The organism is Hymenobacter ruricola (genome assembly GCF_015694525.1).
GTDB classification, from domain to species: Bacteria; Bacteroidota; Bacteroidia; order Cytophagales; family Hymenobacteraceae; genus Hymenobacter; species Hymenobacter ruricola.
Window position 1 is genome coordinate 243,967 of sequence record NZ_JADQDM010000004.1, and the last position, 24,238, is coordinate 268,204.

Below are 24,238 nucleotides of genomic sequence, written 5' to 3' on the forward strand. Positions count from 1 at the left end.
CGCGAAAGCCGCCATTTAATTTCCCGAAGATACCCGGTACCCCGAACCGAAGGTCAGCGTAGCTAAGCCGGACTTCGGTGGTTGCGCTAGCCGTTCTCGCGGGCTGGCGCGAAGCTTCGGGGTACCGACCCGGCCGCTGTTGCTTCGTTGGTTTCAGCCAGTCCCCTTTTGGCGGCTTCTTCGCCGGCTACCACCAGAAAGCCGTAGCCGAACACGAACAGGTTCAGGCCTATTTGCAGGCTCAGCGTGTCGACCACCATCATCACGGTGGCCTGCGTCAGGATGAAAAAGCAGATGGCCGGGTTGCGCCGCCCCCAGGCCCGGGTGAGGGGCCACAGCAGCACCGCCAGCCACAGGCCCAGCCCAATCAGCCCGCCGCCCATCAGGGCTTCGAGGTACTGATTGTGCACTTCCACGCGGTTTTTGAGCTGCAGGCCGTAGTCGTGCCAGGCGTACTGGCGCAGCATGGCGGCGTGGGTGTCGGCGGGGCCCACGCCCACCAGCCAGTTTTCGCTGATGACGTGGCCGGCGGTTTCGATGGCAGCCAGGCGCCGGGCCAGCGAATAGTTGTTGATGTCGTGCTTGAGTTGGAACTGCTGCACGTCCCACACGGTGGCGCCCACCCGCTTTTGCACCGAGGGCAGCGCCTGGTACGCCAGCCACGGCGCCGCGCCCAGCACCAGCACCAGCCCGAGGCCCAGCGCCAGGTTGCGGCGCGTGAGCAGCCAGCCCGCGTACGCCAGCAAGCCCGCATACAGCACCAGCAGGCCCGTGCGGTAGGCCAGCACGTGCAGCACCACCACGGCCACCACGGCCGCGGCCAGCAGTGCCCGCCGCAGCCACGGCCCGGCCAGCGCGTGGCGCCGCAGTAGCAGGCCCCAGAAAAAGGCCTGCGCCAGCATCAGCCCAAACGAGATGTGAAACACGCGCGTGACGGCCTGCATGTTCTGGCCGATGCGAATGGCTTCGTTGGCCGCTTCGGGGTGCAGCAGGTACTGGCCCAGGGTGAGCAGGCCCACGGCGGCGGTGCCCAGCACAAACAGCGCCCCCACGGCCAGCCGCTGCCCGCTGGCCAGCGGCACGGCCGCCGCAAACGCCAGCGGCACGCCCACCCACGGCAGGCTGCGAAACACCTCGTGCCGCCACACGGCCCATTCGCTGGTGTACACGCTGCTGAGCAGCAAAAACACCACGATAGCCGCCGCCCGCAGGGCCGCGCCGTTGCGGAAGTAGCGGGGCAGGTCGCGGCGCAAGTCGGGGTTGGCCAGCACGGCCAGCACGCCCACCACAGGCGCCAGCGCCACCAGAAAGCGCGCTGCCAGCAGCCCCACCACGCCCGCCACGCAGGCCAGCCACAACAGGTATTGCGAAAGACGACCGGACGAGTAATACTGCGGAATATTCACGAAGCGGGGCGGTAAAAACGGACGGAAAGCGAAGGTAGGGCGTTTTTCCGGCCGTGCTCAAAGCAATGAGGGAGGCAATTGCCGGGCCCGACGGTCCGAGTGGAGGCGCGCTATGAGCGGGGCCACGGCGCGAACTGCCCGCCGCGCCCGCGGTTTCTACCTTTGTTGGCGGAATTAATGCGGGGCCGCGGCCCGTTTAGCCCTACGCCTCACATCGCGCTTTTATGGCTGGCCTTTACCTCCACATTCCTTTCTGCAAGCAGGCTTGCCACTATTGCGACTTCCATTTCAGCACATCGCTGGGCTTGAAAAGCCGCTTGGTCGAAGCCATTGTGCGGGAGCTGGAGCTGCGCCGCGATTACCTCGGTGCTACTACTGAGCTGGAAACCATTTACTTCGGCGGCGGTACGCCCTCATTGCTCAGCGCCCCGGAGCTAAACCAGATTTTCACCGCCATTCGCCGCCATTTCGCGGTGGCCCCGCAGGCCGAAATCACCCTCGAAGCCAACCCCGACGACCTCAGCGCCGCCAAGCTGCACGAACTGGCCGCGGCCGGCGTCAACCGCCTCAGCATCGGCCTGCAAAGCTTCTACGAGCCCCATCTGCGCCTGATGAACCGCGCCCACACCGCCGGGGAATCGACCACGGCCGTGCGCCGGGCGCAGGACGCGGGCTTCGAGAACATTTCCATTGACTTGATTTACGGCGTGCCCGCGCCGGGCCACCACATCTGGGAGGCCGACCTCGCCAACGCCTTCGCGCTGGGTGTGCCGCACGTGTCGGCCTACGCCCTCACCATCGAGCCGGGCACCGCTTTCGGGCACCGCCTGCAAAAGGGCACGTTCAAGGCGGCGCCCGATGAGTTCGTGGCCACCCAGTTTGAAATGCTGCTGGCGGCCATGCGCGCCCACGGCTACGAGCAGTACGAAATCAGCAATTTCTGCCAGCCCGGCCGCGAGAGCCGGCACAACGGCAACTACTGGCGCGGGGTGCCCTATCTCGGCCTCGGCCCCAGCGCCCACAGCTACGACGGCCAGAACCGCCAGTTCACCCTCGCCAACAACCCGCAGTACGTGGCCGCCGTGCTGGAGCGCGGCGAAGTGCCCGTGACGCTGGACGTCCTCACCGCCACCGACCGCGCCAACGAGTACCTGCTCACCACCCTGCGCACGGCCCGCGGCTGCGACCTGGCTTACCTGCGTACCCGTCTCGGCTTCGATGTGCAGGCCGCCCACGCCGCCTACCTCGCCGAGCTGCAAGCCAACGGCTGGGCCCGCATCCAACACGAAGTGCTTACTTTGACCGACGCGGGCAAGCTCCTGGCCGACCACATCACGCTGGAGCTGTTCCAGACCGCAGATTTAACGGATTTTAGCAGATGAAACGGAGTATTTGCGGTTCCGGTCGAAACCTGCGTGGCTCCCCGTCAGAACCGTCGCAAGCCGGTTTTTTAGTTAAAATTCGTTAAATCTGCGGTCCCATGAGACTCCTGAGCGACAGCATTGCCGACGACGCCGACTTCTTTGTGGAGCAGGTACACGTGGTGGCCATTGTCTTTGACAACACCGACGACGTGACCGTGTGGGCCACCACGTTTTTCGACAACGACACGCATTTCTTCCACCTCGCCCTGCCCTTCAAGGCCCTCGACACGCTCCTGAGCCTGGCTCACGACCGCGCCGACGCCTTGCAGGAAGAAGTGGCCGACGCCCTGGCCGCCCAGGAGTGGCCCGCGCTGCTCGAATACAATTCCGACGACAGCCCGCCCGTGCCGCTGCCCAGCGTGGCCCTCAAGCTCTCCGTGACTTACCCGGCGCTGGAAGACGACGAGACCGGGGACGAAGAAGGCCCCGACGACCCGCAGCCCCACAACATCTTCTACCTCGAAGGCGTGTTCGTGCGCCTCGATACGTAAGCGGATGGCGGCGACGCCGGTCTTCTACCTCATTCCCGGGCTGGGCGCCGACGAGCGGGTGTTTCGGTTCCTGCGCTTGCAGGGCGAGGTGCACGTGCTGCGCTGGCTGGCGCCCGAAAACGCCAAGGAGCCGCTGCCGCACTACGCCGCCCGGCTCGCGGCGGCCGTGCCCGCGGGGCAGGCTTGCTGGCTGGTTGGGGTTTCTTTCGGGGGCGTGCTGGCGCAGGAAGTAGGGCGGTTGCGCCCCCGGGCGCGCGTGGTGCTGGTTTCGAGCTTCGCCAGCCCGGAGGAGCTGCCTTGGGTGGCGGGGCTGGCGCGGGCCACGGGCTTGCACCGGCTGCTGGTGCCGCAGCTGTTGGCGCTGCTGCCGCGGGTAGCGCAGTGGTTTTTCAGCGTTGGAAACGGGGCCGAATACGAATTGTTAAAGCGCATCATCCGCGATACCGAGCCGGGCTTCGTGCGCTGGGCCATTGCCCAACTCGTGCAGTGGCCGGGCGGCGCCCCGGCGCCCGTGGCGCGCATCCACGGCACTGCCGACCGGCTGCTGCCGGCCGGCGCGGCGCACAGCACCTACCGGCTGCCCGGCGGCCACTTCATCATCGTCAGCCGCGCGGACGAAATCAGCCGGATTCTCAATCAACTCGGAGCAACGGAAACTACCTGACCCTTCCGTGCCGCGGCGTTGCTTTTCCGGGCATGTGCTTCTTTTGTCCGCACTCGTTCCGAACGGCAGCTTCTGCACGCTAAGGGGCCGTATCAAATTAACATTCTCTTTTGCGGTTCGCATGGCTCCGGGGCTTCACGAAATTATTGACGCGGCGTACCAGTTGTTTGCGCCTTACATGCTGGGTTCCACGCTCGACGTGTGCAAGGCCTGCTGCGTGACCGACGCCGAGGAGCAGGAGTTGCTGCGCACCCCGCTGCGGACGGTGTCGGCCGCCGTGCTGGACGCGGGCTTCTTTAGCTCGGCCCGCTCCGGCTCCGAACGCGAGCATTGGGAGTTGAAGCACTTCCTGCCCCGGTTGCTGGAACTGGTAGCGCAGTTCGACTTTCCGATGCACTCCACGGAAATAACCTTCAGCCGGCTCGAACTGCACCGTGCCGCTCAGTGGACTGACCCGGAGCGAACCCTGTTGCAAACCTTCGCGGAAGTGTTTTTCGTGCAGTGCCTCGGAGAGTACCCCTTGCCAGGCGGCGCCTCGCTCACCGAACTACTTATCATGTTTGGGCTGGGTCATTTCGACCTCGCTCAGCTGCTGGCTGCCTGGGCCGCCGCCCGCAGCCAAAGCAGCGCTTTGCACACCAAAGACTTTTTACTGCGCGAAATCCAATTTGGCCGTGTGGGCCTCCAACTGCTGAATCCTTTTTCCGAGCCCCACATCAATACCGCCGTTGCGGCTTGGCTGAACGAAGCCGCCGTGCCGCAGCAGTTGGCCCAGCAGCTTGAGTACCATGTCCTACATGACTCAGCCCTGAACAACGACACCCTCAATGAACTCAGCTGGGCCTATGAGGTGCTGCAAACAGCGTTAACGTAACCACCGTACCCTGCCTTCCCCATGCTCCCTACTTATCCCTACGCCGGCCGTACCTACGCCTTCGACCCTGCCGCACCCATCGACATTTCCCTGCCGCTGGCCCCCGGCGAAAATCAGGTGAACTGCTTTTGGGCCGAGCCCGTGCAGTTCGACACCATCCGGGTGGGCAGCTTCGTGGGCAGCGTGGCCCTGGGCGGCAGCACCAACTACCAGCGCGTGCACCTCACGCCCCACGGCAACGGCACCCACACCGAATGCTACGGCCACATCTCGCCCGACCCGGCCGTGACGCTCAACCAGTGCCTGCGCCGCTTCCTGTTCGTGGCCCGGCTGGTGAGCGTGGCCCCGCGCCCCCAGCCCAACGGCGACCTCGTGGTGCTGCTGGCCGACGTGCAAGCTGCCCTGGCCGCGCAACCGGACCGGTCCTTGCCCGAGGCCTTCATCCTGCGCACCCTGCCCAACGACCCCGCCAAGCGCCACCGCCAATACTCCGGCACCAACCCCACTTACATCGAGCCCGCGCTGGCCGAATTCCTGGTGGAGCACGGCGTCCAGCATTTCCTGCTCGACCTGCCCAGCGTGGACCGCGAGGAGGACGCCGGCCAGCTCCTGGCCCACCACGCGTTCTGGCAATACCCCGCGCAGCCGCGCTACGCCGCCACCATCACCGAGCTGATTTTTGTGCCCGACGAAGTAGCTGACGGCCTCTACCTTCTTAACATCCAAATTACTAGCCTTGAGCTCGATGCCAGCCCCAGCAAGCCGGTGCTGTATCGCCTGAGTGCCCAAGCATAAACCTGCGCCAAAGGCGGGTGCAACGGAAATGACAGTGGCGGCATCTAGCCAGTACACTTCCATTTCTCACCAGCCACCGCTTATGCGCCTTTTCCGTACCGTATTACCCGGCCTGCTCATTCTGGCTGCCACCGCCACCAGCCACGGGCAAACCGCCCCGGTCGCCCCCACCACGCCCGAGGACGTTGCCACGCCGCTTGCCCCCGACGACGCCCACAAGCTGCTCCTGAAGGTGGGCCTGAACGCCGGCCGCTCGGTTCGCTGGAGCGGCTACGCCGGCTGGTCTGGGCGAACGCCGGTTTCCCTTGCGGCAGAATACGCCCTCAGCCCCAGGTTCACCCTCTACGGTCAGCTCGACACCGACATCGACGTATTGCGCCGGCGGTCACTCGACGGGAACACGATGCCGCTGGTTTCTTCCGGAGCCATTGGGGTGGGCGGCCGGTATTATTACAACCAGGTCGGCCGCGCCCGAAACAACCGCGCCCACGGCCTTTTCGTCGGCAATTACCTGGGCCTGGAACTGCACACCGAGCTGGAGCGCTACGGCAGCTCCCTCCGCACCGGCCCCAGTCTCAACGCCTTGTGGGGCATGCAGCGGCGCCTCGGGCGCAACTTTTTGGTTGATTTCAACGCCGGGGTGGGCTACGGCCCCAACCGGTCTGCCACCACGGGCTACAACACTTCCGCCGGCACCATCGCCACGCAGTTCAACCTCGGCATCTATTTCGGCCGCTAGCGCCGGCCGGACCTTCTGCTCAACGCGAAAAGGGCTGCCCCGATGGGAGCAGCCCTTTTCTATGCTAAGGTGCTGGCAATTAAGCCGGCATCGACATCACTTCGCGGGGCAGCACCGTCACGAACGAACGGTCTTTGCGGCCCTTCTTGAACTGAACTTCGCCATCGACGAGGGCGAACAGGGTGTGGTCCTTGCCCATGCCTACGTTCTCGCCGGCGTGGTGCTTGGTGCCGCGCTGACGCACGATGATGTTGCCGGCAACGAGGGCCTGGCCCCCGAAAATCTTGATGCCGAGACGTTTGGAATGCGATTCGCGGCCGTTGTTTGACGAGCCGACGCCTTTCTTGTGAGCCATGGTATTGAAGCTAATGCTGCCGGCAAATGGCCGGAAGCGGCTGGTTTAATAGAGAATTAGATAGCAGCTAAAGGCTGGAAACTAGCCGATGCTGTTAATCATTACTTTGGTGAACTGCTGGCGGTGGCCGTTCATCTTCTGGTAGCCCTTGCGGCGCTTCTTCTTGAAGACGAGAACTTTGTCACCCTTCACGTGAGCGAGGATGGTGCCGGTTACGGCGACGTTCAGCTCGGGCGCGCCCACGGTGATGGTGCCGTTGTCGTCGGTCAGCAGGGCGTTGCCCAGCGTCACGGTGTCGCCAACATTGCCGGCCAGTTTGTGAGCGTAAACGAATTTGTTGGCCTCAACCTTGGTCTGCTGGCCAGCTATGTTAACAATTGCGTACATCAGCTTTCGCGGGTTTTTCTGAAATGGGAAGGCAAAAGTACGGCTTTGGTTTGGGATTTCCAAGCCTAAGTTCTTAATCATCATTGGCTGGCCGGGGCAGAAGCCGCCAAAACGCTGCTGATACTGCCCTGAGCCCGGTTACGGCTGCGTTGCCCCAGCGTGAGGGAATCACGCGGATACGTACGTATTGTACTCGATTTTGGGGACAAGTAGGTTTATCCACAGAGGAAATGTGGACAAGTCGGCGTGAACCGGCTGATTTTGAGGGCGATTTTCTTCTCGCAGCCGTTGCGTTTGTGGAAAAACACGGAGCTAAATTTTTTCTGAAAAGTCGGTTCTTAGCGAAAAATTAACGAAGAAAAAAGCCCAAATCGGTGCCCGTTCGCCTCCCGGCCGGGCCTATATTTGAACCAGGAAGGTCGACCGCATTTCCCGCGTTTCGGCCAAACATCTGCCGAAGAACTACGGTTGAGTTGCCGCCTTCCTCGACGAAACCCGCCATCAAGACCCCCAGAAATTATGGAGCCGCTCCTCGCCGAAAACCCCAACCGCTTTGTGCTCTTCCCCATCCAGAACGATGAGGTGTGGCAGTACTACAAGAAGTCGCAGGCCTCCTTCTGGACGGCCGAAGAAATCGACCTCTCGCAGGACCAAAAGGATTGGAACAGCCTCAACGACAACGAGAAGCATTTCATCAAGCACGTGCTGGCCTTCTTTGCCGCTTCTGATGGCATTGTGAACGAGAACCTGGCCGTGAACTTTATGCAGGAAGTGCAGATGCCCGAGGCCCGTTGCTTCTACGGCTTCCAGATTATGATGGAAAACATTCACAGCGAGACCTATTCGCTGCTGATTGACACCTACATCAAAGACCCCAAGGAAAAGGACTACCTCTTCAACGCCCTCGAAACGGTGCCCGCCGTGCAGAAAAAAGGTGAGTGGGCCCTGAAATGGATTAACTCCGAGAACTTTGCTGAGCGCCTCATTGCCTTCGCGGCCGTGGAGGGCATCTTCTTCTCGGGCTCGTTCTGCTCGATTTTCTGGCTGAAGAAGCGCGGCCTGATGCCCGGCCTCACGTTCTCCAACGAGCTGATTTCGCGCGATGAAGGGCTGCACTGCGACTTCGCCTGCCTGCTCTACAGCTACTTGCAAAACAAGCTGGACCCGGCCCGCGTGCAAAGCATCATCCGCGACGCGGTGACGATTGAGCAGGAGTTCGTGACCGACGCCCTGCCGGTGAGCCTCATCGGCATGAACGCCAAGGCCATGTCGCAATACATCGAGTTTGTGGCCGACCGCCTGTTGGTGGCCCTGGGCTGCGGCAAGATTTACAACGCCACCAACCCCTTCGACTTCATGGAAATGATTTCGGTGCAGGGCAAAACCAACTTCTTCGAAAAGCGGGTGGCCGAGTACCAGAAAGCCGGCGTGATGAGCGAGCGCAACGACAACGTGTTTTCGCTCGACGAGGATTTCTAAGCAATTGAAGCGCGGACTCTGCGAGTCCGCGCAGGCGAGCGTTGTAATTTCAACGCATATTAAAAAGCCCTGATTCCGGCCGGAGTCAGGGCTTTTTAGTGAATCTAGTTTTCGGAACAGACCCAGGAGTACGCCACCAGGGTGCAACTTCCTGATGCGCTACGTCATCTATTCGGCGTTCGTCTGGCTAAAAATTCCTTCGATTATGAAAAAGCTGTTACTTCTCGCGGTTCTGGTACTGGTTTGCAATGGTTTGGCCCACGCGCAGGCCACTTTCGCCAGGCTCAACAACGAGGCCATGAGCGCCTACAACGCCAAGAACTACCCGGAGTCGGGCAAGCTTTTCGACCAGGCGTTTAAAGACAAAGCGGCCAAGCCGACGAGTACCGACTACTACAACGCCGCCTGCACCTGGGCCCTGGCCGGCGACGCCAAAAAAGCCTTCGCCTACCTCGACCAAGCCACCGTAGCGGGCTGGGACAACGTGGCCCACGTGAAGCAGGACACCGACCTGAGGAACCTGCGCGCCGACAAGCGCTGGCCGCTGATGCTGCAAAAGCTGGAAGCCACCGTGGCCAAAGCCGAAGCCGGCCTGAACCAACCGCTGAAAAAGGAGCTGGAAGTCATTTACGCCTCCGACCAAGGCGTGCGAGGTAAAATAGACTCGGTGCAAAAGAACTTCGGGATGAAGTCGGCGCAGTGGGACGCGCTGATGAAAGAGATGCGCGGCATCGACGAGCGCAACACCAGGCGCGTCACCGAAATTATCGACCAGTACGGCTGGCCGGGCAAAAGCCTGGTGGGTCGCATGGGCAGCACCACGGCGTTTCTGGTCATCCAACACTCGGAGCCTACGGTGCAGCGCAAGTACTTGCCCATGATGCGCGAAGCCGTCGCCAAAGGCGAGCTGTCGAAAGGCAACCTGGCCCTGCTGGAAGACCGGGTGCTGATAGGCTTGGGCAAGCCCCAGATTTACGGCAGCCAGCTGCACACCGACCCCAACACGGGCAAGACCGAGTTTTCACCCATTGAAGACGAAGCGCACGTGGACGAGCGCCGCAGCGCCGTAGGGCTGGAGCCGCTGGCCGCCTACGCCAAGCGCTTTGGGCTGGACTACACGCCAAAAAAGCCGTGACCCTTGCCGGAGTAGGGACCTGAGATGATAATTTTGTAGGATTGGGCAACGTGAAAGTTGGAACCGCAGGCAACCCTTGGCTTCTCGGCTACGAGTAGCAAGCGTGCGGGCCAACGGCCCGACGGAACCTCTATTCTCGTCCCAGATTACTCATCCAATGAAACACGGCTTACTCTACTTTTTGGGCCTGATGCTGGCCGCGCCCCTGGCGCAGGCCCAAACGGCTCCCGCGCCGGCCGCAACCGCCGTTCAAGCGTCTTCTAAGCTGCCGCGCTACAGCACGGCCACGGGCCTCATCACCTTCTTCTCCACGGCGCCGCTGGAAGACATTGAGGCGCTGAACTCGAAGGTGGCGGCCGTATTTGAGCTGGGCACCGGGCAGCTGGCTTTCTCCATGCTGATGCGCGACTTCCAGTTCAAGAACACGCTGATGCAGGAGCACTTCAACGAAAACTACGCCGAGAGCGAGAAGTACCCGCGGGCGCGCTTCACCGGCACGCTGGTAAACATGCCCGACGAGGTGACGCTACGCAGCGGCCCGCAGCCGGTGTACGTGCAGGGCGTGCTCACCATTCACGGGGTGAAGCGCAAAGTGCGGGTGCCCGGCACCCTGCACCTGCGCGACAACGACCTGGTGGTAACCTCCAAGTTTGCCGTGGCTCCGGCTGATTACAAGATTAAAATCCCGGCATTGGTGCGCAACAACATCGCCAAGAGCATCGACGTGAGCGTGATAATGACCTGCCAGCCCGCGACGGCCGCCACGGCCAGCATTGCCAAGTAGCGCCGCGTTATCGTAAAACAAAAGCCCGCCACTGCTGACGCAAGGCGGGCTTTTTTGTGATGAACTACCGGCAAACGACCGGCTAGCGGTAGGCCGGGGCCAGGGCAGGAGCGACGGCTGCCGGAGCCGCCGGGGCAGCCGCGAATACCTTGCGCAACAGCAGATGCGTGGGCACGTACACCACGAGCAGCAGCGTGGCCATCCAGCCCAGCAGATAGAGCGGCGCGGGCAGCCAGGTCTGGGCCTTGGCGTCGTCGAAGCCGAAGACGTAGTTGATATTGACGGGAATCTTGGGGTCGGGCATGACGGCGCCGGCGGGGGGCAGCAGGAAGAAGGCCACCAGGCACAGCCCCCAGCCCAGGGCCGTCCACGACCAGAGGGCGCGGCGGTCATAGCCCAGGCGCTTTACCAGGAACAGCAGCAGGAAGGGCAGCCAGCCGTGGAAAAAGGAGAGCCCGCGCAGAAACAACGAGCGGTTGGGGTCGAACATGTAGGACGTGAGCCCGACGAGGTGCACGCCGAACAGCTCGCCCAGAAAATCGGCGCACCACAGCACCTGCGGCAGCAGGATGCCCACGGCGGCCATGGAGGCCGGCCGGGCGTGCTCGGTCCAGAGGCTGATGAGGCAGAGCAGCAGGGCCACGTCGCAGAAGTAGAGGAAGTTGGTGGGGCCGTAGTTGACGTAGTACACCGGCACCAGTACGCCGACGAAAGCGGTAACCACGAGTTTGAGCCAAAGCGGCAGGCGGGAAGCGGAGGCGGTGGGCATGAGTAGGGTCGGTGAAGTGAAGGAGTGCGCCAGCAGCGGGTACTGAGTTTGCTGGGAAGCCGAGGCGAAATACGCGGGCCACACACGGAATACCGAACTCATTTTCTGATTTTTGGGACTTTAAAAACTGCGTGATTTTGCTGTAAGTATTTGAATTGGAGCTTGATAATAAAAAGTTAACTGACTTTGTAGTTGCGCGGTTTGCCTACGTTTGGTGCCGAATTCGCGGCGTGTTTGTCCGGTTAGCGGGGGACAGCGGCAAGACTTTTCAGTTAGAACCTCCTCTTAGCTATGCCAGCAGTAGCGGGCTTTTTTCTGCGCCAAGCACGAAAGAGCTGACGCCCGCCGTTGCAGCAGGCATGACGAAACTTCGACGCTTCTTGGAGTGGCTGCGGCCGCGGATGCCTTATCTGAATATTGGGCTGGCTGCGGCGGCTTATGGCGCCAACCAATATGTGACGCAGGCATTTTGCCAGCCGGTGGAGTGGGCGGCGTGGGTCCTCTTGGGAAGTGTGGGAGCCTTCCTGGCCTGGCCGTGGCTTAATGGCCAGCCCAAAGCGGTGCGCTACGTGGCGCTGTTTCTGCAGGGTGCCTTGGTGCCCATTTGTGTCTACTGCTACGCATTCATGGGGCCGGGTTCTCTGCTATTTGGAGTGCTGTTTTTCTTTTTTCTGCTGCCGGTACTGGCTTGGGTACCGGTGGTATTTGCGGGACAGGCGCTGCGACGAGCGTGGCGGAGTGAACTGCCGGGTGCACGCGTGGTTTTTGTTTTGGGAATCGTGCCTTTGCTGCTGGCGCAAGCCTGGGCCGAACAACAGTACCGAGCGGTAGAGGCGGCGGTGGCACAGCTGCCTCAGGAGCAGCGACGCTTGCCCGCTACACTGGTCAAGGTAGTGCCGCGAACATACATGGCCGAACGGTTGGCCGGCACGCTGTTCAAATACCACAACTACATGGGCGAGTACGATGGCTGGCGCCCGCCCTTGCATGACCCGTTGGTAAATGTCAGCCTCTGGAGCCGCGGCGGTATGAACTATGATAAACCAGGCGTAAGAGAGGCCAATCCGTTATTGGTAGGTTACCGGGATGTGCGATGGAAGGTGCTGGTTACCTCAATAGACAGCCAAGCCGTCTTCTACCACCAGCTTTTCCCCAACCTGCCCGTGAAGGCTGACTGCACTTGCAACCAGACCTACGATGGCGAATCGTACCGGAAATGGATACCTAACGGGGGCCGCCGAATGCCGCTGCAAGGTGAGTGAATATATGAATAGGGCGAAGAGAAAGTGAGCCGTTTTCCAAAAAACGGCCCCAGCGTCCCCGTTCAGGTCCTATGTGGAAAACTTCCGGAACTTTTCCTTGTCCTTGGAAAACAGAAGAGGTAATTTCCGGGATTGAATATCTGACCGACTACCGCTACCCCAACCGTCGGTACTACGCTTTCACAACTGCCTCAACGACTTGCCGCCGGCACGGTGCCGCGCCGGCTCCTTCAGTATATAAGCAAAAATCCCCAACCAAACACCACTGGTATGCTAGTAATTAAACGCGACGGCCGCCGCGAATCCGTGAAGTTTGACAAAGTCACGGCCCGTATCGAGAAGCTTTGCTACGGCTTGAATCAGGATTTCATCTCGCCGATTGAGGTGGCCAAGAAGGTGATTGACGGCATCTACGATGGCGTGAGCACCATTGAGCTGGACAACCTGGCTGCCGAGACGGCCGCCTCGCTCACCACCCGCCACCCAGACTACGCCATTCTGGCGGCCCGCATTGCGGTGAGCAACCTGCACAAGGTGACTTCCAAGTCCTTCTCGTCCACGATGAAGCGGCTGTATACTTACGAGGACCCCAAGAACGGCGACAATGCCTCGCTGCTGGCCACCGACGTGTGGGAGGTGATTCATAAGAATGCCGCTACGCTGGACTCGGCCATTATTTACGACCGGGACTACAACTACGACTTCTTCGGCTTCAAGACGCTGGAGCGGAGCTACCTGCTGCGCCTGGAGGGCAAGGTGGTGGAGCGGCCCCAGCACATGCTGATGCGCGTGGCGGTGGGCATCCACAAGGAGGACATTGATTCGGTTATCAAGACCTACAACCTGCTGAGCGAGCGGTGGTTTACGCACGCCACGCCCACGCTGTTCAACGCGGGTACGCCGAAGCCGCAGATGAGCAGCTGCTTCCTGCTGACGATGAAGGACGACTCCATTGATGGCATTTACGACACGCTGAAGAACTGCGCGCTGATTTCGCAGTCGGCCGGTGGCATCGGGCTGTCGGTGAGCAATGTGCGGGCCACGGGCTCCTACATCAAGGGGACCAATGGCAACTCGAACGGGCTGGTGCCCATGCTGAAGGTGTTCAACGACACGGCCCGCTACGTGGACCAGGGCGGCGGCAAGCGCAAGGGCGCGTTCGCCATTTACCTGGAGCCCTGGCACGCCGACATTTTCGAATTCCTGGACCTGAAGAAGAACCACGGCAAGGAGGAAATGCGCGCCCGCGACCTGTTTTACGCCCTCTGGACGCCCGACTTGTTCATGAAGCGCGTGGAGCAGAACGGCGACTGGACGCTGATGTGCCCCCACGAGTGCCCCGGCCTCGACACCACCTGGGGCCCGGAGTTCGAGCGCCTCTACGCCAAGTACGAGAAGGAGGGTCGCGGCCGCCGCACCATCAAGGCGCAGGAGCTGTGGTTTGCCATTCTGGAAAGCCAGACGGAGACGGGCACGCCCTACATGCTGTTCAAGGACGCGGCCAACGGCAAGTCGAACCAGCAAAACCTGGGCACGATTAAGAGCTCGAACCTGTGCACCGAGATTATTGAGTACACCGACGCCGACGAGATTGCCGTGTGCAACCTGGCCTCGCTGGCGCTGCCCCGCTACCTCGTGACCGACGCAGCAGGCAACACCACCTTCGACCACCAGAAGCTGTACGAGGTGACCTACCAGGCCACCCTGAACCTGAACAAGGTGATTGACGTGAACTACTACCCGGTGCCCGAAACGCAGAAGTCGAACTTCCGCCACCGGCCCATCGGGCTGGGCGTGCAGGGCCTGGCCGATACGTTCATTGCCCTGCGCATGCCCTTCGAGAGCGACGAAGCCTCGGGCCTGAACAAGGACATTTTCGAAACCATCTACTTCGCGGCCATGACGGCTTCGAAGGACCTCGCCATCAAGGACGGGCCCTACGAAACCTTCCCCGGCTCGCCCCTGAGCCAGGGCAAGTTCCAGTTCGACCTGTGGGGCGTGACGCCCGACTCGGGCCGCTGGGACTGGGAGAGCCTGCGCGCCGAGGTGGTGAAGCACGGCGCCCGCAACTCGCTGCTGGTGGCGCCGATGCCCACGGCCAGCACCGCTCAGATTCTGGGCAACAACGAGTCGTTTGAGCCCTACACGAGCAACATTTATGTGCGGCGCGTGCTCAGCGGCGAGTTTATGGTGGTGAACAAGCACCTGCTGAAGGACCTGGTGGCCCTGGGCCTGTGGAACGACGCGATGAAGCAGGAAATCATCGCGGCCAACGGCTCGGTGCAGAACATCCAGCGCATTCCGCAGCACATCAAGGACCTGTACAAGACGGTGTGGGAGATTTCGCAGCGCCGCATCATCGACCAGGCCGCCGACCGCGGCGCCTACATCTGCCAGAGCCAGAGCCTGAACCTGCACGTGCAAAACGTGAACTTCGGCAAGCTCACCAGCATGCACTTCCACGCCTGGAAGCGCGGCCTGAAAACCGGCATGTACTACCTGCGCACCAAAGCCGCCGCCGACGCCATCAAGTTCACGGTGGAAAAGCAAGCCGCCGAAACCCTGGAGCCCCTGGCCCTGGTGGAGCAAAACCAGTCCGACATGGCCTGCTCCCTGGATAACCCGGACGCCTGCGAGGCGTGTGGGTCGTAAGGAAAAAAACTTATTTATGATTAATTTACAAAGCCTAGGCTATAATAGTCTAGGCTTTGTAATAAAAATTGTTTTATGAATACGAAACTCACGCAAACGGTGGACATCCAAGAGGTCTTTAAAACGGACTTGAAAATTGAAGCCAAGGTAATGGCTATAGAGACTCTATTTGCCAATGAGCGTCGGACTAGAAAAACAGATTACAAACCCTCTTATCAAAGGAATTATGTATGGGACGATGATAAAGCCACTTATTTTATAGAAAGCATATTGTTGGGAACGGAAATTCCTCCGATAATTTTCTTTAGTTCAGAAGAAAAAATCGAGGTGATTGACGGTAGGCAGCGTTACGAGACTATCAAGCGCTTCATTGATAAAAGTTTTAAGCTTAAGAAGAAGGGCTTGCTTAAGTTACGAGACTTGAAAAATAAAGACTTTGACGACTTAGGGGATTTAAGAGATACATTTTGGGATACAAAACTCAGAATTATTGAGTTTAGCTTCAGGGACCAGTCTTTGTCGAGTCCAGAAAAGGAAGAAATCGTTAAAAAGGAAATTTTTAAACGATATAACTCCGGTATTACACCACTAAAATCAGTAGAAATTGACAAAGCAAAATACCAAAACAACGACATAGTCTCTTTCTTTAAAAAGAGAATTACCAACAGCAAGAATGCGCAAAAGGATATTGCTGACGTATTTCACTTTGAGCAACCTTTAGACATTGAAAAAGCCCTGAAAAAAATCAGGCAACAACTAGTGCTTCCAAGCATTCCCATAAAGTATTATGCGAATACGAGTGCTAAGCAAGAAATCATAGAACGTTTTTTTGAGCATCTATCTACCAACGCTGGTGATGCTGAGGATGTCTATGTAAACTTTTCAAAAAAGCTCAATTACTTAAAAGAAATAAAAAATCTATTTGTTACCCGAGGCATTGCAACAAATAGATTAATTTTTGAATGTCTCTTTTGGGCGGTATCTATTATGGATGCAGAGTCCATATCATGGGGGTTCTTACTTGAAGAAAAAGTGAAAAATCGAGTGGTGGATTTTTTCTCCATTCACGCAGAGAGCTTTAAAGTTCAAGACAGCAACTTGTATACACAGGTTATTGAACGGTATGATAAAACCGCTCAACTTTTCCATGACATTGCGAATCTTGACTTTGACGTATACTTGTCGAGCGGCAGTGCATTCAAAGAGCAAAACAGGTTGTTGTCGCAGGCCCAACCTACAACCGATACTTCGACACTATCTAAGTTTGAATCATTACGGCTGAATAAACCAGACGCATCATCTAACGCCATTGATGACATATGCACGCGTATGGCGAAGGAACGGTTCTTACTTCGTCCGTCTTATCAAAGGAATGAAGTAATCGACAGGTTCAAGTCTTCCGCAATCATAGAAAGCATTCTTTTGGGAATTAAACTGCCACCTATTTTTCTTTACAAGAGAAACGATGGTGTTGCAGAAGTTTTAGATGGACAGCAACGGCTGCTGTCTATCCTTGGCTACTTAGGCCGAGGCTTCCTTGATGAATCTAAGCGGACAGTAAAATCCTTAAAGAATAATTATTCTTTAAGGCGGTTGAATATTCTCAAGGAAACACTTGAGGGCAAGAAATTCGCTGACCTCCCTTCCAGCTATCAAGACCGTATTCTTGACTTCGACCTGTGGATAATTGAAATAAGCGAGAAAAATAATCCTGATTTCGACCCTATTGATTTATTCATACGTCTCAATTATAAACCATTTCCAATACTCGAAAACACTTTTGAGATGTGGAATTCTTACGTCGATAGAGATATAATCGATAAGATAAAGGAAATGTATACTTCTCACAAAGGATGGTTCTTTGTAAGGAGGGATAATAGGCGCATGGACAATGAGGGCCTTCTAACCTATTTGGCTTTTCTTGAATACAGCACAAAGCAGCAAGAGGGACGTCGGGAAGCTCCTGAAATATTTTACATATACAAAGCAAACAAGATAAATATTCGCTTAAAGGCGCGTAGCGAAATAACGCAAGTACTTGACAACCCCGAAGAGAAATCTAAGTTCTTGGAGAGCTGCGAAAATCTTGAGCGGAATTTTATAAAAAAAGTTAAAGCGTTGGTTTCGGATTCGGAAGAGGACGAAAACGAAGAAGAGCTACGGTTTGAGTTAGACAGCGTATTTGCGATTTCTAAGCTCAGAAGCTTTCAGAATTTTTATATACTCTGGCTCGTGCTCCTGAATATTCCCTATGATTCTGTGGTAGTGAACAAGAGCGAAATTCGGAAAGACATTAATCGCATAATGAGAGAGGCACGAACTGAGAAAGACGTTGCTTCATTTTTGAGTGATATTCGGCAGTTCGAATTGAAATACCAATGAAAAATTTATTCAGCGAGTATATAGCTCTCGAATCGGCAGATTTTGAACACCTTTGGGAGAATTGTGTATTTGTATTTGATACAAATGTTTTACTCAATTTTTACAGGTACTCTCAAGCGAGTTCTGCTGAGCTACGTGAGACAATTCAGTTTTATGGGAATAGAGTATGGATTCCTAACCAAGTTGGGCATGAGTTTTTTGAAGAACGTCTCACAGTAATAAATGAGCAGCTTAAAAATTATGCTGAGGTAAACAAGGATTTGAATAAAGTGAAGACGCTTCTGATGAATCGGAAGGGGCATCCATTTATCTCGGAAGATTCTTTGGAACTGTTTGAAAGTATAGTTGAAAAGATTAATGGTGAATTCTCGGAGCAAGAGACTGCTTTGTCAAAGCTCATGACTAAGGATGAAACAGCAAAAATGGTTGCTAGCTTATTCGAAGGTCACGTTGGCTCGCCTTACACACCTGAAGCCCTAGTCATATTGTATAAAGAAGCGTCAGAGAGATTTAAATTAAATATTCCTCCTGGGTATAAGGACTCTAGCAAGCCAGAGCCTAATAGATATGGCGACTTTATTATATGGAAACAAATAATTGATAAAGCCAGAGCCGAAAATAAGCCTGTATTATTTATTAGTGATGATGAAAAAGAGGATTGGATTTTAAAGAATTCTGGAAAGACGATAGGGCCTCTACCGGAGCTTATTAGGGAGTTCAAGAAGAGCACAGAACAGAGCTTCTATATATACTCAACATTTAATTTTCTGAAATACTCTTATGAATTTAGAAAAAGAGTTGTAAACCAGCCTATTCTTGATGAAGTGAAGTATGTTGGAAAGAATGTGCAAATGCAAAGCAATGATAGACAAGATAAAGTGCATTCGATTATGTGTGTATTGAGGGTCAAAGACAATGCACAAAACAATTTGAGCTTAGTGTATGAAAGGCTTCAAAATCAGGGCTATTTTTTAAATATAGAATCCGCTAGTGAGGACACTGTGAGAATCACTATCAAGGTTCCGTTCGAAGACTTGGTTAGACGCTTTATTAATCATATCCATGTGCTTGCTAAAGAGTACGATTTTGAAGTTTTAATCATTGCTACATCACCAGCAAATGGGCCAGCACTTGACAGTTGAGCGGGCTAATAATAACTTAAGCTTCACCAGCCGCTTTCGCCCCGGGAGCGGCTGGGTTGTTTTTGGGGTAGCTTGCGCGGCATTGCGAGAAACACTAAGCATCGCCCAGCCGCTGGCGCGCCGGGGGTGGTTGGGGGGCGCTAAGGCAGGACGTTGCCGATTTCCACAAAGGGCTCCCCAGCTTCCAGTAATTCTATTGCGGCGGGCAGGGTGACCAGCAGCACTTCTTGCAGCCGCTCGTTGGACGTATTGCCACACGTGAGCCAGATGACCTGCGGCGGCGGGCCGAAACGGTCGAGTAATTGCCGGAAGTCGGCGTCTTTGGTGAGCACGACGGCCCCGGCGGCTTTGGCCGCCTGGAATATTTCTTCGTCTTCGGCATCACGCAGGCCCAGCGTGCGGAGGGGCACAGCATCTACGGGGAATTTCCACTTTATCCACGCCGCAATGAGGGGCGAGAGGTGCGCGTCAATCCAGATGGTCATGCGGCCAGGCGCGGATGGTCAATCTGATTGGCGGCGTATTGCAGGGCGGCTTGCAGGTCGGCGGCTTCGAGGTCGGGCATCTCGGCCAGTATCTGCTCGGCGTTGAGGCCGGCGGCGAAGAGTTGGAGCACGTCGGCCACGCGGATGCGCATACCCCGAATGCAGGGCCGGCCGCCGCATTGGCGCGGGTTGGTGGTGATGCGCTGTTGCAAGGATTCCATGTGGTGAAGATACTAGGGTTTCCGTTGCCGCTGCGGCCCCGGGAGCGGCTGGTTTGGTTTTGAGGACGCACGCGCGGCATGGCGAGAAACGCGAAGCATCGTTCAGCCGCTGGGGCGCCGGGGGCGGGTGGGGTGGGGGTGGGGGAAGCTCGCGCGGTATTGCGAGAAGCTCTAAGCATCGCTCAGCCGCGGGGGCGCCGGGGGCGGCGGGGGCGGGGTTAGGGGAGCCTGGAAACTCTTCGCCCCTCGCCGGTATGCCTAACATCTGAATTCGGGAGGGACAGGCGGGGTGCCACTTACGCTCATCGCACAACTACCTAGGATAGGTTGCTACCTTAGCCGCAGCTAGTTGCTCTGGTTGTAGAAAAGCTCGGAGCCGGGCAATACTGCAGCGCAACCTTTCCGGGCTTGTACAGAAGGAAATGAGAATACGAACGGTAACCGTCCTCGCATTGGCACTTGGTGGCGTGCTGTCATGCGCATCCGAAACGGAGAAAGTCGCCAAAGCCAGTAAAATACCGATTGCGGGTACCTGGCAACTCGTGAGCAGAACGGTTATTGAAAAAGGAGACACGGTGACCACCGCCAGCAACCCCAAGGAATCCTTTATCAAGGTCATTAATGACAGCCACTTTGCCTTTTTGCAGCACGATGTGAAAAAAGGCAAGGATTCGGCTGCCGTATTCGTGGCCGGGGGTGGAAGGTACTTGCTCAAAGACAGCCTGTACAGCGAGCATCTGGAGTATTGCAGCGCCCGAAAATGGGAGGATAATGATTTTGCCTTCACCGTTACGCTGCACAACGACACGCTCACGCAGAGCGGGGTGGAGAAGGTGGAAAGCGCCGGCGTGAACCGAGTCAATATCGAACGTTATGTACGAGTGAAACCGTAGCGGCTCGCGGATGCGTTGCTCGGCCCGAATGCTTCGCCTGGGTTCAGACAGCGGTGTTGCTTCGGGGGGCCCGCCGGCTGCTGCCGCGCCGGGTGCGGCGGGGTGGTTTTGGGGACTTTGTTACTCCTTGATGCGGCTACCGCTCAGCACGTTCGGCGCGGGCCATTGCGAGCGGTATACCCTGCACGAGGCGGCCGCCAGCTTGCTGCGCGAGAAAAAAGCCGTGCCGCTGCGGCAATTGGCCGCCAACTTTTACGCCGTGAACGACGTGGTCGCTTACCTGCAAAGCGGGAGCGTGGTGCAGTTCGTGCACGACACCTACGGCATCCAAGCCGTGCGCACGCTGTGGCGCGGCGGGCTGGCGCAGGCCGCCGCCGCGACGGGGCTTGCTCCCGACGACCTAGACGCCGCGTGGCGAGCGTATTTGCAACGGCCTGGCTTTCACCCGCGCCCGGTCAATTAGGAAGACATTCGCCGGAGGGGGTGCGAGTAGCAGTTGCGCTACCCGGCGGCCGCGGGCAGCGCAGTATCGTTCGGCCGCTGCCGCTCCCAGAGGTGGCTGGAGTGGTTTTGGGGTATCGTATACCTTTGGGTTTTGCCCCCTTTAGCCCCTTTCCAATGCGTGGATTTCTGCTAAGTGCCGTTTTTGCGGTGATGCTTTCTTTGCCGGCTTTTGCCACCCCACCGAGCGTGGTGCTGGTGCAGTTTCATTACTTCGAGCGCACAATCACCGTCACACGCGGCGCCGGCAAAACGGAAACTATACCGACCCTATCACCTGCTTCAAAGAACAATGTGGCCAATGCCGAACAGTTGCAGGCACTTTTTGCCAAGCTCTATGAGGAGGGGTATGCACTTCAGGCTACTGCTGCTAGTGGCGCAGGAAATACTTCGGTTGAAGTAGTGAGCTACGTGTTCGTAAAGCCTTGAGGCAGCTCCAGGCTGCGGTATTGTTCCAGTTGCTTCAGCTTCACCCTGGAAGCGGCTGGGTAAAGTGGAAAGTTCTGGTATCTTGGCAGTCGGCCTGCCCCAGGTAGCCGGCCGCCCCCGCGCCCATGCCACGGTCTGAGCAGAAAACGGCGTTGCCATCCCCCGCGCTGCTGGCCCTGGCCAACGCCGTCCCGAACGTGCTGTGGTCGTTGCTGGCGCTGCTGCCCCTTAGCGTGTACTGCTACCGGTACATGGCGCGGCCGTGGCTCTACGGTTTCCTGGCGGTTGGCCTGCTGGCCTACGCGGTGCCCACGGCGTGGTTTGGCCGCTGGCAGCTGAGCCGCCGGCCAGCCCGGTACCGCCGGCTGGGCGTGGCCCTGCTCAACCGCCTCACCCAAAACGGCGACTTGGTGAACCGCCTCCTCCGGCGCCGCTACCCGGCCTACCGCCACGTGCGCACCAGGGCTGCGCTGGCGGCCCTGGTGCGCACCAGCTACCACCAGGAGCGGTTTCACTTGCTGGGGTTCCTGTTTTTTGGGCTGGTCAGTGGCTACGCCGCCGCGCGGGGGCAGGCGGGCTGGTGCGGGCTGCTCCTGCTGCTGAACCTGGGGTACAACGTGTACCCGATGTGGCTGCAGCAATACCTCCGGCTGCGGGTGACGCCGCGGGAGCCCTAGCCGCGGGCGCCGCGGGAGTGGTTTGGAGGCTAGCTTGCCGCCCAGTTCGCCACTCGTTTTCGCTTATGTACGCCGCCCTGCTCGCCCACATTGCCCGCTACGTGACCCTGACACCGGCCGAAGCGGAGCTGGTGGCCGACCATTTCACCTGCCAACCCGTGCCGCGCAAGGCCCACCTGCTCGAAGCCGGGCAGCCCGGCTCGGCCAGCTATTTTGTGCTGCAAGGCTGCCTGCGGCTGTATTTCATCACCGAAAAAGGCACGGAACAAACCACGCAGTTTGCCCTCGAAAACTGGTGGCTGGCCGACTACAGCAGCCTGCTGAGCGGGCAGCCGTCGCGGTGCTACATCCAGGCCGTGGAGCCGACGGTAGTGGCCGTGCTCGACTACCCGCGGCAGGAGGCGCTGCTGGCGCGGGTGCCCGCGCTGGAGCGCTACTTCCGGCTGCTGCTGCAGCGGGTGGCCGCCGCCAACCAGATGCGCTGGGTGCACTTCTACGGCGAGTCGCTGGAAGAGCGGTACCGGTTTTTTAGCGCTTCCTTTCCGGGGTTCGTGCAGCGGGTGCCGCAGTACCTGCTGGCCTCGTACCTGGGCTGCACCCCGGAATTCCTGAGTAAGGTTCGGGCCAAAACCACCCTGGGAGATGCCGGGCCCGGGACCGCTGCAAAAGGCTGAATTTCTTAATCTAGGTTAAGGAGAGCGGGCAGGAGCGGGGCAGAACTTTGCCTCATCATCAACCCCCTAACAACCTCGTATGAACCCCCGCCTCAACCTGGAAAAAACCGAGCCCGAAGCCTACAAGGCCATGTACGCCCTCGTGAAGTATATGGGTCACTCCACGCTCAGCCGCACGCAGCTTGACCTGATATCCATCCGCGCCTCCCAGCTCAACGGCTGCGCCTTCTGCCTCGACATGCACACCCGCGAGGCCCGGCAGCACGGCGAAACCGAGCAGCGCCTCTACGTGCTCAGCGCCTGGCGCGAAACCACCCTCTTCACGCCCGAAGAAGAAGCCCTGCTGGCCCTCACCGAAGAAGTCACCTTCATCAACCACGGCGTGTCGGACGCCACCTACCAGCGGGCCGTGGCGGTGCTGGGAGAGCAGCAGGTGGCGCAGGCCATCATGATGGCCGTCACCATCAACGCCTGGAACCGCATTGCCATCGCCACCCACCTGCCGCTGGCTGCCTAAGGTGCCAAGCTGCCCCCTCAGTGCGCGCGCGCTTCAGCGGCGCACTCGCCAACTGGGACGTTGGAGTTACGTAGCGCGCCAGAACCATATAAAAAGTCCCCGGCGGTACAAACAGCCGGGGACTTTTTATATGGTTCGAGCCGGACTATCGAGCTCGCGAAAGCCGCAGAGCGCGGTAGCAGAATCAGACAATGTGCTCTGCTACGCCGCTGGTGGCGTGGACCCCCTGCTGCAATCGGACCGCTGCTTAGTAAGACAGGTTGGTGAATACGCCGTTGGTAATGCGGGCCGAAACGTAGACGCCGGCGTTGTTGGTGCCAAAGCCCACGAATTCGAACGTACCCGAAAAACGGCGGAGCGAGGCGTTGACGTTGGTGATGACCAACGTGCCGCTGCGGGTGGCCCCGTTGTTGTTGCCGAGGGTGAAGTAGCTCTGGTAGTTGGCGTCGTTGTAGGTGGCTTCGTAGTCGGTGAGCGAGCCGGTCAGCGAATAGGTGCCGACGGCCGGCGTCACCCCGTCGAGGTCGATGCTGACGGTGGGGCCGGGAGCACCGCCGGGGCTCACGGAGAAGGTGAGGGTACGGTCGCCAAAAAACACCTGAGAGAAGATGTAAGCGGGCGTCACCGGGACGCCATTGGCACTGAACGAGGCCGAGGCCGGTGCCACGGCAACCGTCACGGCAGGTGCGGTGGTGCCCGCCGCGGCCAGCGTCACGGGGAGCGAGGCGGGGGCAGTGTAGCCGGCAGCCGGTGCAAAGGTGAGGGTGTAGGCCCCCGGCGCCAGTCCCGGGAAGGAATAGGCGCCGGTGCTGCCGGGCGTGGCGGTAGTGGTTTTGCCGCTGGCGTCGGTGGCCGTCACGGTCGTGACGGAACCGGCCGGAGAAATCTGCCCGCTGATGGCGGCGGTTTGCGGCTGGGCCTGCGGGTCCGAACCTTTGTCGCCGCAAGAAGCGGTGGTCAGGGCTCCGCCAATCATCAGTGCAAATGCCAGAATACGTACAACTTTATTCATGGAAAAAAGAAAGTGAAAAAGATAAAAACGGACGCACGCTACTGCACGCATAAGGATAGTAGCGCGCCCGGAATGAATTAATTGGCGGG

At 58.5% G+C, this 24,238-nt stretch carries 26 protein-coding genes; 19 read left to right on the forward strand and 7 right to left on the reverse strand.

Features of this window, described 5'->3' with window-relative positions:
* Nucleotides 1–86 precede the first annotated feature (86 nt).
* Nucleotides 87–1,406: an O-antigen ligase family protein gene (locus I2H31_RS25630; RefSeq protein ID WP_196293077.1), complete on the reverse strand. Its 1,320-nt coding sequence runs from the start codon at nucleotides 1,404–1,406 to the stop codon at nucleotides 87–89.
* Nucleotides 1,407–1,630: 224 nt separating this feature from the next.
* Here I2H31_RS25630 and hemW point away from each other — a divergent pair, with 224 nt between their 5' ends.
* From hemW to I2H31_RS11005, 6 genes are all read left to right on the forward strand, one after another.
* Nucleotides 1,631–2,788, forward strand: a complete 1,158-nt coding sequence (hemW, locus tag I2H31_RS10980; protein ID WP_196293078.1) for a radical SAM family heme chaperone HemW — start codon at nucleotides 1,631–1,633, stop codon at nucleotides 2,786–2,788.
* A gap of 98 nt (nucleotides 2,789–2,886) precedes the next feature.
* On the forward strand, nucleotides 2,887–3,321 hold the full coding sequence (locus tag I2H31_RS10985; RefSeq protein ID WP_196293079.1) for a hypothetical protein: 435 nt from the start codon (nucleotides 2,887–2,889) through the stop codon (nucleotides 3,319–3,321).
* 4 nt (nucleotides 3,322–3,325) lie between these two features.
* Nucleotides 3,326–3,985, forward strand: coding sequence for an alpha/beta fold hydrolase (locus I2H31_RS10990; protein ID WP_196293080.1), 660 nt, complete (start codon nucleotides 3,326–3,328; stop codon nucleotides 3,983–3,985).
* A gap of 121 nt (nucleotides 3,986–4,106) precedes the next feature.
* Nucleotides 4,107–4,859, forward strand: coding sequence for a hypothetical protein (locus I2H31_RS10995; protein WP_196293081.1), 753 nt, complete (start codon nucleotides 4,107–4,109; stop codon nucleotides 4,857–4,859).
* Between the two features lie 21 nt (nucleotides 4,860–4,880).
* On the forward strand, nucleotides 4,881–5,654 hold the full coding sequence (locus tag I2H31_RS11000) for a cyclase family protein (protein ID WP_196293082.1): 774 nt from the start codon (nucleotides 4,881–4,883) through the stop codon (nucleotides 5,652–5,654).
* Between the two features lie 82 nt (nucleotides 5,655–5,736).
* On the forward strand, nucleotides 5,737–6,393 hold the full coding sequence (locus I2H31_RS11005; RefSeq protein ID WP_196293083.1) for a hypothetical protein: 657 nt from the start codon (nucleotides 5,737–5,739) through the stop codon (nucleotides 6,391–6,393).
* 79 nt (nucleotides 6,394–6,472) lie between these two features.
* Here the strand turns inward: I2H31_RS11005 and rpmA are convergent, their stop codons facing one another.
* Nucleotides 6,473–6,748, reverse strand: coding sequence for a 50S ribosomal protein L27 (gene rpmA / locus I2H31_RS11010; protein ID WP_196293084.1), 276 nt, complete (start codon nucleotides 6,746–6,748; stop codon nucleotides 6,473–6,475).
* An 81-nt stretch (nucleotides 6,749–6,829) separates the two neighbouring features.
* Nucleotides 6,830–7,135 carry a 50S ribosomal protein L21 gene (gene rplU, locus I2H31_RS11015; RefSeq protein WP_190926885.1) on the reverse strand — a complete coding sequence of 102 codons (306 nt, stop codon included), beginning with the start codon at nucleotides 7,133–7,135 and terminating at the stop codon, nucleotides 6,830–6,832.
* Nucleotides 7,136–7,654: 519 nt separating this feature from the next.
* Between rplU and I2H31_RS11020 the strand changes: the two genes are divergently transcribed.
* The 3 genes from I2H31_RS11020 (at nucleotide 7,655) to I2H31_RS11030 (ending at nucleotide 10,533) form a co-directional block, all read left to right on the forward strand.
* A complete protein-coding gene (locus I2H31_RS11020; RefSeq protein ID WP_196293085.1) occupies nucleotides 7,655–8,614 on the forward strand; it encodes a ribonucleoside-diphosphate reductase small subunit in 960 nt (319 codons plus the stop codon).
* Nucleotides 8,615–8,819: 205 nt separating this feature from the next.
* The gene (locus tag I2H31_RS11025; RefSeq protein WP_196293086.1) at nucleotides 8,820–9,749 is read left to right on the forward strand and encodes a DUF6624 domain-containing protein; all 930 of its coding nucleotides are present in this window, start codon (nucleotides 8,820–8,822) and stop codon (nucleotides 9,747–9,749) included.
* Between the two features lie 157 nt (nucleotides 9,750–9,906).
* Nucleotides 9,907–10,533, forward strand: a complete 627-nt coding sequence (locus I2H31_RS11030) for a YceI family protein (protein WP_196293087.1) — start codon at nucleotides 9,907–9,909, stop codon at nucleotides 10,531–10,533.
* An 82-nt stretch (nucleotides 10,534–10,615) separates the two neighbouring features.
* Here the strand turns inward: I2H31_RS11030 and I2H31_RS11035 are convergent, their stop codons facing one another.
* A complete protein-coding gene (locus I2H31_RS11035; protein WP_230687679.1) occupies nucleotides 10,616–11,302 on the reverse strand; it encodes a membrane-associated protein in 687 nt (228 codons plus the stop codon).
* A gap of 155 nt (nucleotides 11,303–11,457) precedes the next feature.
* Between I2H31_RS11035 and I2H31_RS11040 the strand changes: the two genes are divergently transcribed.
* The 4 genes from I2H31_RS11040 to I2H31_RS11055 all read left to right on the forward strand — a co-directional run bounded on the left by I2H31_RS11040 (nucleotide 11,458) and on the right by I2H31_RS11055 (nucleotide 18,740).
* Nucleotides 11,458–12,564 (forward strand): hypothetical protein, encoded by a 1,107-nt coding sequence (locus tag I2H31_RS11040; protein ID WP_196293088.1) that lies wholly within the window; start codon nucleotides 11,458–11,460, stop codon nucleotides 12,562–12,564.
* Nucleotides 12,565–12,834: 270 nt separating this feature from the next.
* The gene (locus I2H31_RS11045) at nucleotides 12,835–15,216 is read left to right on the forward strand and encodes a ribonucleoside-diphosphate reductase subunit alpha (protein ID WP_196293089.1); all 2,382 of its coding nucleotides are present in this window, start codon (nucleotides 12,835–12,837) and stop codon (nucleotides 15,214–15,216) included.
* A gap of 75 nt (nucleotides 15,217–15,291) precedes the next feature.
* A complete protein-coding gene (locus tag I2H31_RS11050; protein ID WP_196293090.1) occupies nucleotides 15,292–17,598 on the forward strand; it encodes a DUF262 domain-containing protein in 2,307 nt (768 codons plus the stop codon).
* The gene (locus tag I2H31_RS11055) at nucleotides 17,595–18,740 is read left to right on the forward strand and encodes a PIN-like domain-containing protein (RefSeq protein WP_196293091.1); all 1,146 of its coding nucleotides are present in this window, start codon (nucleotides 17,595–17,597) and stop codon (nucleotides 18,738–18,740) included. Before I2H31_RS11050 ends, I2H31_RS11055 begins: the two co-directional genes overlap by 4 nt.
* A 140-nt stretch (nucleotides 18,741–18,880) precedes the next feature.
* Here the strand turns inward: I2H31_RS11055 and I2H31_RS11060 are convergent, their stop codons facing one another.
* Both I2H31_RS11060 and I2H31_RS11065 read right to left on the reverse strand, forming a co-directional pair.
* Nucleotides 18,881–19,225, reverse strand: coding sequence for a DUF5615 family PIN-like protein (locus I2H31_RS11060; RefSeq protein WP_196293092.1), 345 nt, complete (start codon nucleotides 19,223–19,225; stop codon nucleotides 18,881–18,883).
* Nucleotides 19,222–19,446 (reverse strand): DUF433 domain-containing protein, encoded by a 225-nt coding sequence (locus I2H31_RS11065; protein WP_196293093.1) that lies wholly within the window; start codon nucleotides 19,444–19,446, stop codon nucleotides 19,222–19,224. The genes I2H31_RS11060 and I2H31_RS11065 overlap by 4 nt, the downstream gene beginning before the upstream one ends.
* Nucleotides 19,447–19,868: 422 nt before the next feature.
* On the opposite strand from I2H31_RS11065, the gene I2H31_RS11070 reads away from it, so the two are divergent.
* The 6 genes from I2H31_RS11070 to I2H31_RS11095 all read left to right on the forward strand — a co-directional run bounded on the left by I2H31_RS11070 (nucleotide 19,869) and on the right by I2H31_RS11095 (nucleotide 23,137).
* Nucleotides 19,869–20,339, forward strand: a complete 471-nt coding sequence (locus I2H31_RS11070) for a radical SAM protein (protein ID WP_196293094.1) — start codon at nucleotides 19,869–19,871, stop codon at nucleotides 20,337–20,339.
* Nucleotides 20,340–20,469: 130 nt separating this feature from the next.
* Nucleotides 20,470–20,802: a hypothetical protein gene (locus I2H31_RS11075; protein ID WP_196293095.1), complete on the forward strand. Its 333-nt coding sequence runs from the start codon at nucleotides 20,470–20,472 to the stop codon at nucleotides 20,800–20,802.
* Between the two features lie 155 nt (nucleotides 20,803–20,957).
* Entirely contained in the window at nucleotides 20,958–21,269 is a 312-nt protein-coding gene (locus I2H31_RS11080; protein ID WP_196293096.1) for a hypothetical protein, read from the forward strand.
* A gap of 125 nt (nucleotides 21,270–21,394) precedes the next feature.
* Nucleotides 21,395–21,946 (forward strand): glycosyl-4,4'-diaponeurosporenoate acyltransferase CrtO family protein, encoded by a 552-nt coding sequence (locus tag I2H31_RS11085; RefSeq protein ID WP_196293097.1) that lies wholly within the window; start codon nucleotides 21,395–21,397, stop codon nucleotides 21,944–21,946.
* A 65-nt stretch (nucleotides 21,947–22,011) separates the two neighbouring features.
* Nucleotides 22,012–22,620 (forward strand): Crp/Fnr family transcriptional regulator, encoded by a 609-nt coding sequence (locus I2H31_RS11090; protein ID WP_196293098.1) that lies wholly within the window; start codon nucleotides 22,012–22,014, stop codon nucleotides 22,618–22,620.
* 79 nt (nucleotides 22,621–22,699) lie between these two features.
* Nucleotides 22,700–23,137, forward strand: coding sequence for a carboxymuconolactone decarboxylase family protein (locus I2H31_RS11095; RefSeq protein ID WP_196293099.1), 438 nt, complete (start codon nucleotides 22,700–22,702; stop codon nucleotides 23,135–23,137).
* 247 nt (nucleotides 23,138–23,384) lie between these two features.
* On the opposite strand, the gene I2H31_RS11100 is transcribed toward I2H31_RS11095, so the two are convergent.
* Complete coding sequence (locus tag I2H31_RS11100) at nucleotides 23,385–24,149, reverse strand: hypothetical protein (protein ID WP_196293100.1); 765 nt, start codon at nucleotides 24,147–24,149, stop codon at nucleotides 23,385–23,387.
* Nucleotides 24,150–24,238 lie beyond the last annotated feature (89 nt).

Coding starts and splice junctions, on each gene's coding strand:
- I2H31_RS11030 (WP_196293087.1), top strand. CDS start 9,907: ATGAAACACGGCTTACTCTACTTTTTGGGCCTGATGCTGGCCGCGCCC.
- I2H31_RS11020 (WP_196293085.1), top strand. CDS start 7,655: ATGGAGCCGCTCCTCGCCGAAAACCCCAACCGCTTTGTGCTCTTCCCC.
- I2H31_RS11025 (WP_196293086.1), top strand. CDS start 8,820: ATGAAAAAGCTGTTACTTCTCGCGGTTCTGGTACTGGTTTGCAATGGT.
- I2H31_RS11000 (WP_196293082.1), top strand. CDS start 4,881: ATGCTCCCTACTTATCCCTACGCCGGCCGTACCTACGCCTTCGACCCT.
- I2H31_RS11090 (WP_196293098.1), top strand. CDS start 22,012: ATGTACGCCGCCCTGCTCGCCCACATTGCCCGCTACGTGACCCTGACA.
- I2H31_RS11045 (WP_196293089.1), top strand. CDS start 12,835: ATGCTAGTAATTAAACGCGACGGCCGCCGCGAATCCGTGAAGTTTGAC.
- I2H31_RS11035 (WP_230687679.1), bottom strand. CDS start 11,302: ATGCCCACCGCCTCCGCTTCCCGCCTGCCGCTTTGGCTCAAACTCGTG.
- I2H31_RS11005 (WP_196293083.1), top strand. CDS start 5,737: ATGCGCCTTTTCCGTACCGTATTACCCGGCCTGCTCATTCTGGCTGCC.
- I2H31_RS11100 (WP_196293100.1), bottom strand. CDS start 24,149: ATGAATAAAGTTGTACGTATTCTGGCATTTGCACTGATGATTGGCGGA.
- I2H31_RS11085 (WP_196293097.1), top strand. CDS start 21,395: ATGCCACGGTCTGAGCAGAAAACGGCGTTGCCATCCCCCGCGCTGCTG.
- rpmA (WP_196293084.1), bottom strand. CDS start 6,748: ATGGCTCACAAGAAAGGCGTCGGCTCGTCAAACAACGGCCGCGAATCG.
- hemW (WP_196293078.1), top strand. CDS start 1,631: ATGGCTGGCCTTTACCTCCACATTCCTTTCTGCAAGCAGGCTTGCCAC.
- I2H31_RS10995 (WP_196293081.1), top strand. CDS start 4,107: ATGGCTCCGGGGCTTCACGAAATTATTGACGCGGCGTACCAGTTGTTT.
- I2H31_RS11065 (WP_196293093.1), bottom strand. CDS start 19,446: ATGGAATCCTTGCAACAGCGCATCACCACCAACCCGCGCCAATGCGGC.
- I2H31_RS11080 (WP_196293096.1), top strand. CDS start 20,958: ATGCGTGGATTTCTGCTAAGTGCCGTTTTTGCGGTGATGCTTTCTTTG.
- I2H31_RS11050 (WP_196293090.1), top strand. CDS start 15,292: ATGAATACGAAACTCACGCAAACGGTGGACATCCAAGAGGTCTTTAAA.
- rplU (WP_190926885.1), bottom strand. CDS start 7,135: ATGTACGCAATTGTTAACATAGCTGGCCAGCAGACCAAGGTTGAGGCC.
- I2H31_RS11070 (WP_196293094.1), top strand. CDS start 19,869: ATGAGAATACGAACGGTAACCGTCCTCGCATTGGCACTTGGTGGCGTG.
- I2H31_RS11055 (WP_196293091.1), top strand. CDS start 17,595: ATGAAAAATTTATTCAGCGAGTATATAGCTCTCGAATCGGCAGATTTT.
- I2H31_RS10985 (WP_196293079.1), top strand. CDS start 2,887: ATGAGACTCCTGAGCGACAGCATTGCCGACGACGCCGACTTCTTTGTG.
- I2H31_RS11095 (WP_196293099.1), top strand. CDS start 22,700: ATGAACCCCCGCCTCAACCTGGAAAAAACCGAGCCCGAAGCCTACAAG.
- I2H31_RS11060 (WP_196293092.1), bottom strand. CDS start 19,225: ATGACCATCTGGATTGACGCGCACCTCTCGCCCCTCATTGCGGCGTGG.
- I2H31_RS10990 (WP_196293080.1), top strand. CDS start 3,326: ATGGCGGCGACGCCGGTCTTCTACCTCATTCCCGGGCTGGGCGCCGAC.
- I2H31_RS11075 (WP_196293095.1), top strand. CDS start 20,470: ATGCGGCTACCGCTCAGCACGTTCGGCGCGGGCCATTGCGAGCGGTAT.